Origin of the sequence: Xanthomonas sp. LMG 12459, from assembly GCF_009192905.1 — a bacterium.
Lineage (GTDB): Bacteria > Pseudomonadota > Gammaproteobacteria > Xanthomonadales > Xanthomonadaceae > Xanthomonas_A > Xanthomonas_A sontii.
Genome location: NZ_NSGT01000009.1, coordinates 20,434 through 36,291 on the forward strand (window position 1 = coordinate 20,434; position 15,858 = coordinate 36,291).

Here is a 15,858-nt window from a genome sequence, read left to right on the forward strand (position 1 = left end):
TGCCGGTTCTCCGGTTGGCCGCTCACGCGGCGTCGCTGCCGCTGGCGCGGTGCAGGGCGCGGATCATCGCGTGCGTGCCCATCGGGATCTTGTAGGCGTTGTGCGCCAGTGGCCGCGCCGCGGCCATCTCGGCCTGCGCGGCGGCAGTGAAGGCGTCTTCACCGACCCGCTGCCCGACCAGCGCACGTTCGGCGGCACGCGCGCGCCAGGGTTTGTGCGCCACCCCGCCCATGGCGATGCGCGCGTCGCGGATGCGCCCGTCCGGTTCCAGTGCCAGCGCCGCGGCCACCGAAATCAGGGCGAATGCGTAGCTGGCCCGGTCGCGCACCTTCAGGTAATGGCTGTGCGCGGCGAACCCCGGCGCCGGCAGGGTGATGGACTCGATCAGTTCGCCATGCGCGAGCTGGTTGTCGATATCGGCTCGCGCCTCGGGCAGCAGGTGGAATTCGGCGAACGGAATCTCGCGCTGGGTGCCGGCCGGCGTGCGCACCTGCACCGTCGCGTCCAGTGCGGCCAGCGCCACGCACATGTCCGACGGGTGCACGGCCACGCAGTGTGCGCTGTGGCCGAAGATCGCGTGGGTGCGGTTGAGCCCCTCGCGCGCGCCGCAACCGCTGCCGGGTTCGCGCTTGTTGCAGGGCAGGGCGGTGTCGTAGAAGTAGCCGCAGCGCGTGCGCTGCAGCAGGTTGCCGCCGTTGCTGGCCATGTTGCGCAACTGCATCGTGGCCCCGGCCAGGATCGCCTGGCTCAGCAACGGATAGCGTTGACGCACCAGCGGATGGTTGGCGGTCTGCGTGTTGTTGGCGAGCGCGCCCAGGCGCAGGCCGCCGTCGGCGGTTTCGGCGATCTCGGCCAGGCCCTTGAGCCGGGTCAGGTCGACGATCTCGTCGGCACCGGTCACCCCTTCCTTCATCAGGTCGAGCAGGTTGGTGCCGCCGCCGAGGAAGCGCGCGTTCGGGTTGGCGGCGACACGGCGCACCGCGTCCTCCGGCGAGGTCGCGCGCTGGTACTTAAACGGCGTCATCGGCCACCTCCTTCGCCATCTTCAGGGCGGTCAGTTCGGACTGGTCGACATAGCGCCAGGTCAGCGGCCGCGGCGCACCACCGCTGTGCACGTCCTGGATGGCGGCGACGATCTTCGGGTAGGCGCCGCAGCGGCAGATGTTGCCGCTCATCCGCTCGCGTACCTCGGCGTCGCTGAGTTCGGTGACCGGCCGGCTGACGTCGGCGCTGACGTGGCTGGCATCGCCGCGCCTGATCTCGTTCAACAGCGCCACCGCCGAGCAGATCTGCCCAGGCGTGCAATAGCCGCACTGGAACCCGTCGTGCTGCACGAACGCGGCCTGCATCGGATGCAGTCGCTCGCCGTCGGCCAAGCCCTCGATGGTAGTGATCTGCGTGTCTTCGGCCTGCGCCGCCAGAGTCAGGCAGGACAGCCGGCGCTCGCCATCGACGATCACCGTGCAGGCACCGCACTGGCCGTGGTCGCAGCCCTTCTTGGTGCCGGTCAGTGCCAGGTGTTCGCGCAGCGCGTCCAGCAACGTGGTCCGTGGATCCAACTGCAGGGCATGGCGCTGACCGTTGACCTCCAGGACCACGGGCAAGGCGTTCTGCGGTGGCGCGGCCTTGGCGGCCGGCGCGGCAAATGCGGCCTCGCTGAAGAGGATCTGTCCGCCCGCGCTGCTCAGGCCGGCGGCCGAGAGCAGGGAGAGGAATTCGCGGCGCGAGAGGCCGTTGATGCCGAGCCGGCGCGCGAGCGCGGCTTCGTCCTCGCTCAGCGGGGTGTCGCGCGCGCTGTCGGCGGCGCCGGACGCGTCATCGGTACGGTGGGGCTCATGCTGCATCGGTCTCTCCTGCCTGGGGACCGCTACCGCGCGCGCCGTGGCGCAGCATGGAGCGAATCGACCTGGGTAGCGGCGCTGCCATCGCGACGCCGACGTGCGGGCACGCATCGGCACCCGAGCGCGAGCATCGCGGCGGGACCGCGAAGGGATTGCGAAGAGAACGCGAAGGGAGGGTGTCGAGGCACTGATACGGACGGGTGGCCGTACTGGATCGGGATGCGCGTGCATGCGCTCCTGCAGATGCCATCGCCGCCACGACAGGCGCGCGATTGCGCCTGTCATGGTCGGCGCCACGCGACGCCAGTGCAGCAATGGCGTCGCGTGCGTCTGCGATGCGGCAGGCGCTACCAGCGATACGCCACCGATGCCTGATACTGGCGGCCGGCGATCGGGCGGCCCATGAACACGCCGCCGGTGGCCGCGCCGGGCACGCGTACATTGCCTTCGGTCAGGCCCAGCGTGTCGGTCACGTTGCTGCCGCTGACGGTGAACTCCCAGTGCTCGCCGCTGTGCAGGCTGGCACCGACGTCGAGCATGTCGTAGGACGGCAGGCGCTGGCTGTTGGCCAGGTCGGCGTAGCGTTCGCCGATGTAGGAATAGGTCGCGAACACGCGCAGGTCGCCGAACGGCAGCATCCAGTAGTAGCTCGGCGTCAGCCGGAACTGGCGCTTGGGCTGGCGCATGACCTGGTTGCCGGTGTATTCGCGGTAGTTACGGTACTTCGCGTCCAGCCACACCCCCGTCCCGGCCAGTTCGAAGCCGCCGAACGGGCGGATCGCGCCTTCCACCTCCAGGCCGTAGGCACGCGAATCGCCGACCGTGGTGAAGTTGCTGCCGTTGGCCAGGAAGGCCTGGAACGGCGAATTCCTGAAGGTGTTGTAGAACGCCGTGAGGTACAGATCGTAGTTGGCCGCACCCGACTTCAATCCCAATTCGTATTGCCGGATGTCCTGCACCTTGGTCTGGCTGTCGCGCAGGTTGTCGAAGCCGGGAAACTTGATCCCGGAATTGACCCGCGCGAATACGCTGTTGTGCGCGTCGAGCTTGTAGTTGAGTCCGGCGGTCCACGACAGCGCGTTGTCGTCCTGGTCGATGCGCCGCGCGCTCGGCAGCGAGATCGAGGTGGCATTGTCGTAGAGCGTGGCCGGATTGCCGTCCAGGTCCACGGTGGCGGTGTCGTGCACGGTGCCGGTGACGTGCTGGCGTTCGTAGCGCACGCCCAGGTCCAGGCGCAGGCGCTCGTCCAGTTCCCATTCGTCGGCGACGAACACCGCGGCGTTCTCGCCCTCGTAATGCGCGCGCAGCGCCAGGAAGGCGGTGCTGGTGAAGCCGTCGCGCGTCGGCTGGCGGCCGTCGTCCAGGGTCACGTCGATGCGCCGCGCATGGTTCTGCGCGGTCAGCAGCATGGTATTGCCGAGGTACCAGGTGTCGTTGGAGGTGTACCTGGCGTAGTAGCTGCCCACGGTGAGCGTGTTGCCGGCGAACAGCGTGCGGCTCAGGCGCAGATCGTTGGTGAAGGAGTTCAGGCGCTTGTCCACCGACCACCAGCCGGCTTCCAGCACCTGCTGGTTCCGGTCGACCGCGCCGCCGCCGTTGGTATAGCGCGCGCTGCCGGTGCTGCCGTAGCCGGCGATGAAGTCGCCCAGCCGCTGCGGCGCGTTGCCGGTGAACAGCGCGTAGGTCGGCGCGGTGCCGCCCATCACGTTGAAACGGTCGGCGACGGTCCAGTCGCCCACCTCCCAGTTCAGTTCGCCGCCGAACACGTCGATGTTGACGCCGCGGCCGTCGCCCAGGTCGCGCCGGATGGTCTGGCCGTTCGGGCCGACCGGCAGGGTGACGTTGCGGAAGTCGTCGCTCAGCAGCGTGCCGCGCTGCGCGTCGAGGCCGGGGAAGCTGGACAGGTCGTTGCCGTTGTTGCGCGACAGCAGCGGGATCGCGGTGTAGAAGGCGTTGTTGTCGTCGGTATGGCGCGCATAGAACGACAGTTCGCCGCTGTCCCAGCGCTTGCTCAGGGTGGCGCTGAACTGGCCGCCCTTGTCGGCGGGGAACTGCGGGTCGCGCACGCCGTCGGTCTCGCGGAAGAAGCCGCCGACGCTGTAGTACCAGCCGTTGCCCATCGGCCCGCTGTCGAACAGATCGATGCGGCGCAGTGCATCGCTGCCGCCGGTGAGGCGTACGCTGCCTTCCGGCTCGTCCTGGCCTTTCTTCTGGATGAAGTTGACGGTGATGCCGGCCTGGCCGTTGGAGAAGATCGGGCTGGAACCGCCGCGCAGCACTTCCATGCGTTCGATGGTGTCGTCGGTGCGGAACAGCGTGGAGTTTTCCAGGAACGACAGGGTCGGCGGCGGGAACAGCGGCGCGCCATCGAGCTGGAAGGTGACGAACGGCGCATCGCCTTCGGAGGGCATGCCACGCACGAAGATGTTGGCGCCGGTGCCGCCGCCGCTGGGTTCGGCCCACACGCCCGGCACGATCTTCAGCAGGTCGGCGCTGCTCTGCGGCACCGCCTGCTGGATCTGTTCGGGTGTGGCGGTGGTGATCGAGAAGCTGGCGTCGCGCTTGCGCAGGCCGCTGAAGCGCGCAGTGCCGCTGACGACCACGGTATCCAGGGTGGTGGCGTCGGGTTGCGTTGCCGGCGCGGTGGGTGCGTCGGCGGTCTGCGCCAACGCGGGGGGCGCGAGCAGGACGGCGGCGATGGACAGGGGCAGCAGATGACGAAGCGGCGCAAGATGCATGAAGAATCTCTCCTTTCTTCATTCGGAACGATCGGCCGGGATGCGGCACGCGCGTGCAGCGCGCGGCCGCGTCGCATCGGCCGGGACGGCGCGAAGCAGGGCGACGCGCGGCGCCCTTTGTAACGCCGTCGGGCGATCGGACCGTTGTGCAGCGCGGTACAGGCCGCGTTTGCGTGACGGGTTGCCCAGGCAGATCGCCATCGCACCGCAACCTGCGGCGTGCGCTGCGCAGGGCGGCGTCGCTTCGATTGGTCATGCGTGTGGCCATGCGTGGCGTCGCAGGAGAGACGCAGCCGTGCCAGAGACGATCCCGGAACGCCGATCGCGGTCGATTTCCAGAAGGGCACAACGCGCCGCTCCTGCGCAGCGTGCATCCGGGGCAAGGGCCGTCGCCATCGTCGCCACGCGCCGCTTGCTATCGTGGCGCGCTGCGCGTCCAGGAGTGTCCTGCAATGAAGAACTGGCTGTTCCTGCTGGTGGCCATCCTCGCCCAGGTGGTCGCGACCTCGGCGCTGAAGGCCAGCGAAGGCTTCACCCGGCTGTGGCCGACGCTGCTGGCACTGTGCGGCTATGGCATCGCCTTCTATCTGCTGTCGCTGACCCTGCGCAGCGTGCCGGTGGGCGTGGCCTATGCGCTCTGGTCGGGCATCGGCATCGTGTTGATCTCGCTGCTGGCGTGGTGGCGGTTCGGCCAGGCGCTGGACCCGCCGGCGATCGTCGGCATGGCGCTGATCGTCGCCGGCGTGGTGGTGATCAACATGTTCTCGCGCAGCGCCCCGCATTAGCGGAAAAAAGAGGCCGCCCGAAGGCGGCCTCGTCACGCTGCAGCGAAGCTGCCCGATCAGAAGAACAGGCGCACGCCGAACGAGGCGCTGCGGCCGGGCAGCATGACGTCGTCCTTGAGGAACGAGGTATGCACGCGCGCATCCTGATTGGTCAGGTTGTTGCCGTCCAGGAACACTTCCCAGGCGGTGCTGCCGGCATCGACGTGATAGGCCAGATGTGCATCGACCAGGGTGTAGCCGGCGGTGGGCGTCTCGTTGACCGCCACCTTGTCCTGCTTCTGGTAGCGGGTCGCGCCCAGCGCGGCGCGCCAGTTGCTCGCGTCCCAGCGCAGCTGCGCGCCGTAGCGCGCCGGCGCGATGCGCGGCAGGTTGCCGCCGTCCTTCAGGCGTGCGCGCACGGTGTCGCCGAACACGCGCAGGTCCCAGGCGCCGCTGTCGTTGTCGGCCAGGTGGAAGGTGGCCTCGCCCTCGAAACCATGGAACACCGCATCGGCCTGGGTCCACTGGCGGATCGGCAGGAAATCGTTGTCCTCCTCGTGGAACCACTGGCCGCCGGTGTCGACGATGTAGATGAAGTCGTCGTAGCGGTTGTAGTAGCCGGCCACCTTGGCGTCGACCCAGTCGTTCTTGAAGATCAGGCCCAGTTCGGCCTGGTTGGCCTTCTCGGTCTTCAGATCGGGGTTGCCGATCTCGTAGGCGAGGGTGGCGATGTGCGGACCGTTGGCGAACAGTTCTTCTTCGGCCGGGGCGCGCTCGGCGTGGTCGAGGTTCGCGGTCAGGCGCCACTGCTCGTTGAAGCGGAAACCGCCGCTCAGCGACAGGCTCTTCGGAGTGAAATCGCGATCCACGCCGGTGTCGGTCTCGTACTTGGTCCTGTCCACGCGCGCGCCGACCTCGGCCTGCACGCGGTCCCAGGTGTTGCGCGCCAGCGCGAACACGCCGATGGCGCGAGTGTCGGTCTTCGGCACGAAGGCTTCTTCGCCGGTGGCCTGGAAGGTCGAGTCGCTGCCCTGCACGCCGACCGCGGTCTGCCAGCCGCCGCCCAGGCCGAAGGAGGCCTCGACGCGGCCTTCGTTGGCGCGCTTGTCGAACTTGGTGCCCACTTCCGCGCCTTCGAACTCGGTGTGGGTGTAGGCGGTATGGCCGAAGCTGTAGCGCAGTGCGCTGCCGTCGCCCCACGGGTCGTTCAGCGCACCCTTGAGCTCGAAACGGTCCTGGTGCAGCTGCAGCGACACGCCGCGCTCGCCGGCGGCCGGATCGCCGGGCTCGCCGGGGTTGCCGTAGTTGTCGCGGAAGCGCGAGATCGACACGCCGACGAAGCCCCAGTCGCCGGCCAGCGAACTGCCGATCGAGCCGACCTTGGACTTGACGAACGAGTTGAGCTGCGGGCCCTGCGGCGTGTCGTAGTCCTTCAGGTTGCGGTACACGCCGTCGGCATGGATCGACAGGCCACTGCCGTTGCCGGCATCGACGCGGAACATGTCGGTGTTGCCGCTCTTGTCGCCGCCTTCCCAGCGCGCTTCGGCACGACCGTGCACGCCGTCGACCGGGGTCTCGGCGATGCGCCCGTCGACCACGTTGACCACGCCGCCGATGGCGCCGGAGCCGTACAGCAGGGTGGACGGGCCCTTCAGCACTTCGATCTGGTCGGCCAGGAACGGCTCAACGGCAGGCGAATGATCCTGGCTGACCGTGGACACGTCCTGCGAGGACAGGCCGTCGTTGAGCACCGCCACGCGCGGGCCGTCGAGGCCGCGGATGATCGGCCGGCCCACGCCGGGGCCGAAGTTGGAGCTCTGCACGCCCGGCAGGCTGGCCACGGTCTCGCCGATGCTGGCGCCGCGGTTCTCGTCAAGGCGTTCGCCGGCCAGCACGCCCACCGGCTGGCTCAGCGCACCGGCGGCATCGCGCAGCGGGCTGGCGGTGACCACCACCTGGTCCATGTCCTTCACGTGCCGGTCCTGCCTGTGGCCTGCGCCGTGGCGGCTGTCGCTGGCCGGCGGCGTGGCGTCGGTCGCGGTCGTCGTGGTGGTCGGGTCGGCGGCCAGGGCCAGCGACGGGCTCAGCAGGCCAAGCAGGGCCAGGGACAGGGCGGAACGGCGGAGCAGGACGGGACGGGGAGAGGGCATGGGCATTCCATTAGGAGGGACAGTCGGGGGCGACGTGCGCGCTGCCGGCACCGCACAGCGGCGGTGGACGGTCGGGGAAGGGGCGCGGGACGCGCTGGTCGCCGGCGGCCGAATGTTATATTATTCCGTAACACTTTCAACCCGTGCCGACCGTCATGTCCTCATCGTTCGATCTGCGCGCCGCGCTCGACCGCCTCGGCGCCACCGGTTCGCTGCTGTGCGCGGTGCATTGCGCGGTGTTGCCGCTGGCGCTGGCGGTGCTGCCGTCGCTGGGTCTGGCGATGTGGCTGGGCGAGGGCGTGGAGCGCACCCTGGTCCTGTTCGTGACCTGCCTGGGCCTGTTCAGTCTGGTGCTCGGGTATCGCCGGCACCGCGTGTGGCAGGCGCTGGGATTGCTCATCCTCGGCCTGCTGGCCCTATGGGCCGGGCTGCTGGTGCCGGCGCTGCATCATGCGGTGGCGCCGCACGCGGCGATCATGACCTTCGGCGGCACCCTGGTCGGCCTGGCGCACCTGCTCAACCTGCGCTTGAACCACGGCCACGTGCACGACGCAAGCTGCGCCCATTGAGCGCACGTGGTAGGCTTGCCGCCCTTGCGCGAGGGCGCTGACCGCGTTGGCCTCGCCAAACCCCGTGCATCTCGCGGGGGTTTTCGCAAACACATTCAGGAGTCGATGAGCATGGGTAAGGGTGACCGCAAGACCGCCAAGGGCAAGCGCTACAACGCCAGCTACGGCAATTCGCGCTCGCACAGCGTGAGCAAGGTGGCCGTGGGCGCTGCATCGCCGGCCGCGAAGAAGTCGGTGGTCAAGGCGCCGGCGGTGAAGAAGGCCGTGGCCAAGAAGACGGTCGCCAAGGCCGGCTGAGCCAGCCACCGGTTGCGACGAAGAACGCGGCGCTTGCGCCGCGTTTTTTTATGTCTGTCTGTTTTTACCTTGGCCGTCGCTACCAGGCGGCAGGCGGCGGTCTTGCGTCGGAAGCGGGCAGCAGTGGCGCGCGTTCCGATCGCACCAGCGCCTGGCACGCACCGCCAATCAGTGCGGGCGTGGCGCGGTCGGGCTGTCGTCGCGGTCGTCGTGGTCGCTGCCGGCCAGGTCGGCCACCAGCGAGGTCGGCGTTTCCTCTTCCGCGGGCGGCGTGGGCGCCGGCGGTGGCGCCACCAGCAACAGTTCGGCCAGGCCGCGGTAGATCGGCGTGCGGCAGACCAGCGCCGAAGCGCCGCGGGCGATCAGCACCGTCGCCAGTATCGGCAGCAGCATGTCGCTGCTGTCGGTGAGTTCCAGCGAGATCACCGCCGAGGTCAGCGGCGCCTGGGTCACCCCGGTGAGATAGGCGCACATGCCCAGCAGCACGAAGATGCGCGGGTCCACGCCCGGCATCAGCACGGCCAGGTTGTGGCCGAGTCCTGCGCCGACCGCCAGGGCCGGCGAGAACAGGCCGCCGGGGATGCCGGCCACGTAGGACACCAGGTTCGCCAGCAGCTTCATCAGGCCGAATTCGTGGCCGACGCTGGCGTGCCCCTGCACCAGGCTGCGCGCCTGCTCGTAGCCGGTGCCGAACGCGCCGGCGCCGAAGATCAGGCCCAGCAGCACCAGCGCCAGACCGCACAGCGCGGCCAGCAGCACCGGCTGGCGCCGGCGCAGCTCGCCCAGCCAGCGCGGCTTGCCGGCGACGGTGAGCAGCACCATGCGCGCGAAGGCGCCGCCGAGCAGGCCGGCGACCACGCCGCACAGCAGGATCGCCAGCCACGCCTTGCCCAGCGGCAGGCCGGCGGTGGCGACCCGGCCGAAGTAGGTGTAGTCGCCGAGCAGGCCCAGCGAAATCACGCCGCCGACGATCACCGCGGTCAGCAAGGTGCCGGAGAAGTGGTGCTCGAAGCGTCCGCTCAGTTCCTCGATGGCGAACACCACGCCGGCCAGCGGCGTGTTGAATGCCGCGGCGATGCCGGCGGCGCCGCCGGCCAGCAGGAAGTGACTGGCCTGGCGCGCATCGCGAAAGCCGAACCAGCGCCCGAACACGTACATCAGGCTGGCGCCGACGTGCACGGTGGGGCCTTCGCGGCCGATCGAGGCGCCGCCGAACAGGGCCATGGTGGTCAGCATCAGCTTGCCCGCGGACACGCGCAGCGACAGGTTGGCCTGGCGGAAGCCGTCGTCGGGACGTTCCAGCGCGGCGATCACCTGCGGGATGCCGCTGCCGCGGGTGGGGCGCAGCGCGCCGTTGGTCAGCCAGGCCAGCAGGGCGAACACGCTCGGGGTCAGCAGCAGCGCCCACCACGGCGAATGCGCGGTGATGCGCTGGAACACGTGGAAGGCGGCGTCGCTGGCCTTGGCGAAGACGATGGAGACCAGGGCCACCGCCACCGCGCCGCCCCACAGCACGGCGCGCTGCTTCCAGCTCTCCTGCGAGATCAGCGGGCGCAGACGATGGCGCAGGCGCGGCGGTTGCGCGGAGTCGGGCGAATGCATGCCGCCATTGTCGCACGCGTTGCCATGGGCGGGCGTCGCCGCGCCGCGACCGTTGTCGTGGCGCTCAGGGCGTGTCACCCATTCCCGAGTATGCCGCGCGCCTGCCAGACCCAACCCGAAGGGCCGCGCTTGCGCGCGCCCGTGGTCGCGTCATCGCGCGGGCGTGGACGCTTGCCACAGGCACGCGCAATCGTGGCGCGGCATGCTCGGGGAGTGGTGGCCGCCTAGCGCAGCGCCGGCAGCAGCGCCCGCGGATCGCCGTCGTTGGGGGCGGCGGGAATGCCGAGCAGGCGGGTCAGCAGCGGGTAGACGTCGACGTTGTCGATCGGCGCCAGGGTGACGCCCTGGCGAAACGCCGGGCCGCGGGCGACGAACACCGCGCGCATCGACGGCAGTGCCGGGTCGTAGCCGTGGGAGCCGCGCAGGCTGCGCGGCTTCTCGGCGATGCGCGCACGCGGCAGCGCATCCCAGCCCTCGTGCATCTGGCACACGATCGGCGGGATGCGCGGATTGCTGCCGTAGTGCCAGCGCGCCGGCAGTTCGCCCTTGCGCCAGCAGTCGTATTGCGGATGCGCGCCGAGCAGGCGCGCCTCGACCGCGGCCTCCTGGCCCGGGCGCGGAACGATGCCCACCGATTGCCCGTAGCTGATCACCGTGACCTGTTGCGGCGGGACCATCTCCTCGACCGCGAGCACCTGCTTGGGCGGCACCGCGGCCATGCCGTGGTCGGAGACCAGCACCAGGTTGATCCGGTCCAGTTCGCCGCGCTGCGCCAGGCCGTCGAGCAGATGTCCGATCGCCGCATCGATCCTGGCGACGGCCTGTGCGTATTCGCGCGACTCCGGGCCATGCTCGTGGCCGGCTTCGTCCACCTGTTCGAAGTACAGCGTCAGCAGCTGCGGACGCGGCGCGCTGGGATCGTCGAGCCAGCCCAGCACCTGGTCGACCCGCGCGTTCGGCGGCATGTCCGCGTCGAAGGCCTGGCGGCGGCTGGGGCGCACGCCCTGGATGGCCGCCTCGCTGCCCGGCCAGGCCCACGTCGCCGCGTGCAGGCCTGCCTTCTCGACGCCGACCCAGATCGGCTCGCCACCCCACCAGCGGCCATCGCTGACCGCGGCGCGATCGCTGAGCTGGAACGTGCCCAGCAGCGGATCCTGCATGCTGTTGTGGACGATGCCGTGATGGTCCGGGCGCAGCCCGGTGGCGATGGTGTAGTGGTTGGGGAAGGTCAGCGACGGATAGGAGGGCGACATCCACTGCGCGCGCACGCCGTCGTGGACCATGCGGCTCAGGTTCGGGGTGATGCCGCGATCGAGCATGTCCGCGCGCAGGCCGTCGATCGAGATCAGCAGCACCGGCGTGGGCAGCCTCGCCGGTACGGCGGCGCTTGGTGCGGCGGCCGCGGCGGTCGCGTGCGGCGACGTGGAGGGGGCGGAGGCGCAGGCACCGAGCAGCAGGGTGGCGCAGACGAGCGTGGAACGCAGGACGGAGGACATCATCGCGGCATCATAAGGCGCGGACGGTGACGTGGCGAAGACAGCGCCTGCGGCGCGCGTGCATCGCTATCCGGGGCGCGCGATGCCGCAGCGCTCGCGGCGTCGCCGCCACAGGCTGCGACGCTCAGCCGAACAGCGGGGCCATGGTGCCGGCGGCCGCGTCGCCGCCCTCGCGTCGCTCCAGCGCCAGCAGCGCGGCCTTGGTCGGCAGGCCGCCACCGAAGCCGGTGAGCGCGCCGTTGGCGCCGATCACCCGGTGGCAGGGCAGCACGATCGGCAACGGGTTGCGGCCATTGGCGGCGCCGACCGCGCGCACCGCACGCGGCTGGCCCACATGCTGCGCCAGTTGCGCGTAGCTCCAGGTCGCGCCGAACGGGATCTCGGCCAGCGCCAGCCACACCCGCCGCTGGAAGTCGGTGCCGTGCGGCGCCAGCGGCAGGTCGAAGTGCTCGCGCTCGCCGGCGAAGTAGGCCAGCAACTGCTCGCGCGCGGCGCGCACCGGAGCCGGATCGTGCACCCAGTCGGCGCGACCGCGGGCGTCGTAGCGGTTCTCGGGGAACAGGATGTGACGTACGCCATCGCTGCCGACAGCGACGGTGAGAATGCCGATCGGGGTGTCGAAACGGTCGTAGGACAGCGGGGACGCGGTCATGCGCGGATCTCCTCGGGAGGGTCGTTGGCCAGGTGCCACAGGTGCAGCACCGCGTAGGCGCGCCAGGGACGCCAGGCCTGCGCGCGCGCCTCGGTGGCGCGTTCGCTCAGGCGTGCGCCGTCCGCGCCGAGCATGCGCTGCAGGACCAGGTCGCCGGCGGGGAAGGCGTCGGGCTGGCCGAGCGCGCGCAGGGCGATGTACTGCGCGGTCCAGGCGCCGATGCCGGGCAAGGTGATGGCGTGGGCGACGAAGTCGTCCAGGCGCTGGCCGGCACGGAACGACAGACGGCCGTCCAGCACCGCCTGCGCCAGCGCACGGATCGTCGCCGCACGCGAGCGCGGCAGGCCGATCGCTTCCAGCGGCGCGTCGCGCAGTGCCTGCGGGGTCGGGAAGGCGCGGTCCAGCCCCGGCGGCTGGCCGGGCCGCGCGGCGCCGTGCCGATCCACCAGGCGCGCGGCCAGGGTCGCCGCGCCGGCCACGCTGACCTGCTGGCCGAGCACCGCGCGCACCGCCACTTCGAAGCCGTCCCAGCCGCCCGGCACGCGCAGCCCGGGGCGCCGCGCGATGGCGCGCGCCAGCAGCGGATCCTCGCCGAGCGTGGCGTGCACCGCGCGCAGGTCGGCATCCAGATCGAACACGCGGCGCACCCGGCGCACGATGTCGGGAATGGCGCGCGGATCGGCCGCGGCGATGTGCAGGCGCAGTTCGTGGCGCTGCGGATCGGCCTCGACACGGATGCGGGTGGAGGCCTCGCAGGGGCCGAGCACGCGCTCGTAGCTGGCCTCGCCGATGCGCTCGATGCCGGGGATCGCGCGCTTGCGCAGGAACGCCAGCATCGCCGGGAAGTCCAGCGGCGGCCGATAGCCCAGGCGCAGCACCAGATCGCCGCCGGGAATGTCGGTGCGCTGCTTGCGGATCGCCGAGGGTGGCATGCCGCAGCCGTCGAGGAAGGCGGCATTGAAGCGGCGCAGGCTGTTGAAGCCGGCCGCCAGCGCCACCTGGGTGATCGGCAAGGCGGTTTCGGTGAGCAGTTGCTTGGCCAGCAACAGCCGCCGGGTCGCATGCACTGCCGCCGGGGTGGCGCCGAGCTGGGCCACGAACAGGCGCTGCAGCTGGCGCGCGCTGATGCCCAGTTCGGCCGCCAGCGCGGCGACGCTGGCGTCCTGCAGCGCGCCCTCGGCGATCAGCGCCAGTGCGCGCCGCACGACTTCTTCGCCCAGGTGCTGCTGCGCCTCCGGCGAGAGTTCGGGGCGGCAGCGCAGGCACGGCCGGTAGCCGGCCGCCGCGGCCGCGGCGGCGCTGGGGTAGTAGCGCACGTTGCTGCGCTTGGGCGGCGGCGCCGGGCACACCGGCCGGCAGTAGATGCCGGTGCTGCGCACGGCGGTGAAGAACACGCCGTCGAAGCGCGCGTCGCGGGACTGGCGGGCGCGGTCGTAGAGGGCGTGGTCGGTGGCGGCGAGGGCAGGCATGGCGCCAGTCTAGTCGGCCCCGGCGCGGCGCACTGGCCGTTTTCGGACAGCAATGCCGCGGCTGTCGCGTGGCCGCAGTGCCCGCGGTTTAGGCGCAGTTGGGGAGGTTCCGCGCGCCGGCACTAGACTAGGTCCACAGGCGCCTGGCGCCTGTCTTTTTCGTCTCGTCCATGGATCCTCCGTTTGGCCGCTCCGTTCAGACTCTGCTGGTTGTCGCTGTGTTGCCTGGGCCTGTTGGCCTGCAGGCAGCAGCCGGCGTCGGCGCCGCGGACCGTCGCCGACAGCCCCTCCGCCGATGGCGAGCACATGGTCTCGATCGGTGCGCCGCCGGCACCGCCGCCGCATGCGGTCGCGCCCAAGCGCGACCCGCAGGCCTGGGACGAGGCCACGCTGGAGAATGGCGAGGCCTTCATCAGCTGCGACACCGACTATGCCGCCGACGCCGGCGACGGCCAGCCGCTGGCCGGGCTGGACCGGCCCGCCGTGGAGGCGGCGCTGGCGCCGTGCCGCGAGCGTGGGCTGATGCGGGTGCGCTATGTCGGCAAGATCAACGCCGGCTTCGCCGAGATGGTGCGGCGCCTGGCCGAAGTGGCCAGGCAGACCGGCATCGGCAAGCGCGTGCTCGATCTGGATTCCAGCGGCGGCCAGGTCGAGGCGGCGATCCGTGCCGGCGATGCGATCGGCGAATCCGGCTGGACCGTGTGGGTGCGCGAAGGTTCGGTCTGCCACAGCGCCTGCGTGTTCGTGCTGGCCGCCGGCGACAACCGGCTGATCTCCGGCAAGGTCGGCATCCACCGGATGATGCGGATCAGCTCCACCGCGACCTCGCGCGCCGAGCTCAATCGCGAGCTGCAGGAGGTCTATGGCAACGTCAAGGACTACCTGGAGCGCAACGGCGTGGCGGTGGCGGTGGCCGACCTGATGATGACCGTGCCCAACCGCAGCCTGCGCTTGCTCAGCAGCGACGAACTCAAGCAGTACGGGCTCGACGGCACCAATGCGGTGCAGGACGATTTGGAGCGGATCAAGCAATTGCGCAAGTGCGGCGACGATTTCGTACGGCGCAAGGATGCGTTCCTGGTCGCCTTCGACCAGGAGTGCAAGACCAAAAAAGACGTGGACCTTGAGAGCCTGACCGCCTGCGGCCAGGCGCTGAAGCAGCGCTTCGGGTTCCCGGACCAGGCCTGTCCGGCGGAAAGTCCGCTGTCGGAGATCGACGTGGCGACGCTGCCGCTGGCCTCGCCCGGCGCCTGAACGGCCGCTGCGGCGTGTGCCGCCCATTCACGTGGCGGGCATGGACGCGGGGCTAGCGTCGCCGCATCCCCTCCCGGAGTGCGCGCATGGCCGCCGGAACCCGCTTGATGCTGCGGCTGTACCTGCCCCCGGCGTTGCTGGCGTTGGGCGGCTTCGCGATCGCCGAAGTGCTGCTGCACCTCGCCAACGGCCTGCATGCGCCCTGGCTGGCGCGGACCGGCTCGCTGCTGAGTCTGCTCGCTCTGCTGGCGGCGACCGCGTGGGCGCTGTGGGCGAGCTGGCGTGCCTGGCACAGGCAGCGCTATGCCGCCCCGGCCGCGGCCGCGGGAGTGGCGAGCGAGAATACGGTAGTGGCGACCGAGGAGACGCCATAGGGCCGCTGCGCTGGTCCGCACAGGCCGCGTAGACTGCGGCCTTGCCACCGCCGCTGCCGAGCGATGTCCTTGTCCATCTCCTTCGCGTTCCGCCTCACTCCCGTCCTGCTGGCCTTCGTCGCTGGCGTCGCTTCCGCGCAGAACGCGCCCCCGGCATCGTCCGCGCCCGCGCCGACGACTGCCCCGCCAGCGGCCCCCGCCGCACCTGCTGCCGCTCCCGCGGCGGTGCCGAAACCGGCGCCGCGCCATGCCGGCCCCGCCGCACCCGCACCCGGGCCGCTGGCCAAGCAGGATGCGCAGATGGCGCAGGCCGGCCTGCGCGCCGCGCAACTGGTCGATGCCGGACGCACCGGTGAGCTGTGGGACGGCGCCTCTGTTGTGGCGAAGAAGGCGGTGACGCGTGCGGTGTTCGTGCGCGAGATCGACGCCGCACGTGCGCGGCTGGGCGCGCTGCTCGGCCGCGGCGTCGCCAGCGTGGCGCGGGTGCAGTACGCTGCCGGCTCGCAGGTGCCGCCGGGCACCTACGTCAACATCAGCTTCCCCAGCCGCTTCGCCAATGCGCCGCAGCCGGTGCGCGAGCTGGTGTCGTTGCGGCTGGACGAGGACAAGACCTGGCGCCTGGTCGGCTATCACGTGGCCATGCCCGATTGAG

The 15,858-nt window shown here is 70.7% G+C and carries 14 protein-coding genes; 6 read left to right on the forward strand and 8 right to left on the reverse strand.

Translation table 11 applies throughout. The features are described from left to right. Positions 1 to 22: 22 nt before the first annotated feature. The 3 genes from CEK65_RS02420 to CEK65_RS02430 form a co-directional block, all read right to left on the reverse strand. Positions 23 to 1,024 carry a xanthine dehydrogenase family protein subunit M gene (locus CEK65_RS02420; RefSeq protein WP_152180653.1) on the reverse strand — a complete coding sequence of 334 codons (1,002 nt, stop codon included), beginning with the start codon at positions 1,022 to 1,024 and terminating at the stop codon, positions 23 to 25. Then, positions 1,011 to 1,844 (reverse strand): 2Fe-2S iron-sulfur cluster-binding protein, encoded by an 834-nt coding sequence (locus tag CEK65_RS02425; protein WP_152180654.1) that lies wholly within the window; start codon positions 1,842 to 1,844, stop codon positions 1,011 to 1,013. The genes CEK65_RS02420 and CEK65_RS02425 overlap by 14 nt, the downstream gene beginning before the upstream one ends. Before the next feature lie 344 nt (positions 1,845 to 2,188). Next, entirely contained in the window at positions 2,189 to 4,579 is a 2,391-nt protein-coding gene (locus CEK65_RS02430) for a TonB-dependent receptor (RefSeq protein WP_152180655.1), read from the reverse strand. Between the two features lie 452 nt (positions 4,580 to 5,031). Here CEK65_RS02430 and CEK65_RS02435 point away from each other — a divergent pair, with 452 nt between their 5' ends. Then, positions 5,032 to 5,364: an SMR family transporter gene (locus CEK65_RS02435; RefSeq protein ID WP_152180656.1), complete on the forward strand. Its 333-nt coding sequence runs from the start codon at positions 5,032 to 5,034 to the stop codon at positions 5,362 to 5,364. Between the two features lie 56 nt (positions 5,365 to 5,420). Here CEK65_RS02435 and CEK65_RS02440 read toward each other — a convergent pair whose 3' ends face one another. Next, complete coding sequence (locus CEK65_RS02440; RefSeq protein WP_152180657.1) at positions 5,421 to 7,493, reverse strand: TonB-dependent receptor; 2,073 nt, start codon at positions 7,491 to 7,493, stop codon at positions 5,421 to 5,423. Positions 7,494 to 7,648: 155 nt separating this feature from the next. Between CEK65_RS02440 and CEK65_RS02445 the strand changes: the two genes are divergently transcribed. Further along, positions 7,649 to 8,062, forward strand: coding sequence for a MerC domain-containing protein (locus CEK65_RS02445; protein WP_017907253.1), 414 nt, complete (start codon positions 7,649 to 7,651; stop codon positions 8,060 to 8,062). Positions 8,063 to 8,173: 111 nt separating this feature from the next. Next, the gene (locus CEK65_RS02450; RefSeq protein WP_017911843.1) at positions 8,174 to 8,359 is read left to right on the forward strand and encodes a 30S ribosomal protein THX; all 186 of its coding nucleotides are present in this window, start codon (positions 8,174 to 8,176) and stop codon (positions 8,357 to 8,359) included. 168 nt (positions 8,360 to 8,527) lie between these two features. Here the strand turns inward: CEK65_RS02450 and CEK65_RS02455 are convergent, their stop codons facing one another. From CEK65_RS02455 to CEK65_RS02470, 4 genes are all read right to left on the reverse strand, one after another. Next, the gene (locus CEK65_RS02455; RefSeq protein ID WP_152180658.1) at positions 8,528 to 9,961 is read right to left on the reverse strand and encodes a chloride channel protein; all 1,434 of its coding nucleotides are present in this window, start codon (positions 9,959 to 9,961) and stop codon (positions 8,528 to 8,530) included. Between the two features lie 224 nt (positions 9,962 to 10,185). Continuing rightward, positions 10,186 to 11,457: an ectonucleotide pyrophosphatase/phosphodiesterase gene (locus CEK65_RS02460; RefSeq protein WP_193314668.1), complete on the reverse strand. Its 1,272-nt coding sequence runs from the start codon at positions 11,455 to 11,457 to the stop codon at positions 10,186 to 10,188. 124 nt (positions 11,458 to 11,581) lie between these two features. Beyond that, positions 11,582 to 12,109, reverse strand: coding sequence for a methylated-DNA--[protein]-cysteine S-methyltransferase (locus tag CEK65_RS02465; protein WP_152180660.1), 528 nt, complete (start codon positions 12,107 to 12,109; stop codon positions 11,582 to 11,584). Then, the gene (locus CEK65_RS02470) at positions 12,106 to 13,578 is read right to left on the reverse strand and encodes a DNA-3-methyladenine glycosylase 2 (protein WP_152180661.1); all 1,473 of its coding nucleotides are present in this window, start codon (positions 13,576 to 13,578) and stop codon (positions 12,106 to 12,108) included. The genes CEK65_RS02465 and CEK65_RS02470 overlap by 4 nt, the downstream gene beginning before the upstream one ends. A gap of 225 nt (positions 13,579 to 13,803) precedes the next feature. Between CEK65_RS02470 and CEK65_RS02475 the strand changes: the two genes are divergently transcribed. The 3 genes from CEK65_RS02475 (at position 13,804) to CEK65_RS02485 (ending at position 15,857) form a co-directional block, all read left to right on the forward strand. Further along, positions 13,804 to 14,832 carry a hypothetical protein gene (locus tag CEK65_RS02475; protein WP_226980450.1) on the forward strand — a complete coding sequence of 343 codons (1,029 nt, stop codon included), beginning with the start codon at positions 13,804 to 13,806 and terminating at the stop codon, positions 14,830 to 14,832. An 86-nt stretch (positions 14,833 to 14,918) separates the two neighbouring features. After that, positions 14,919 to 15,206 (forward strand): hypothetical protein, encoded by a 288-nt coding sequence (locus CEK65_RS02480; RefSeq protein WP_150410323.1) that lies wholly within the window; start codon positions 14,919 to 14,921, stop codon positions 15,204 to 15,206. A gap of 75 nt (positions 15,207 to 15,281) precedes the next feature. Further along, positions 15,282 to 15,857 (forward strand): DUF4019 domain-containing protein, encoded by a 576-nt coding sequence (locus CEK65_RS02485; protein ID WP_226980451.1) that lies wholly within the window; start codon positions 15,282 to 15,284, stop codon positions 15,855 to 15,857. The last annotated feature ends 1 nt before the right edge of the window (position 15,858 follow it).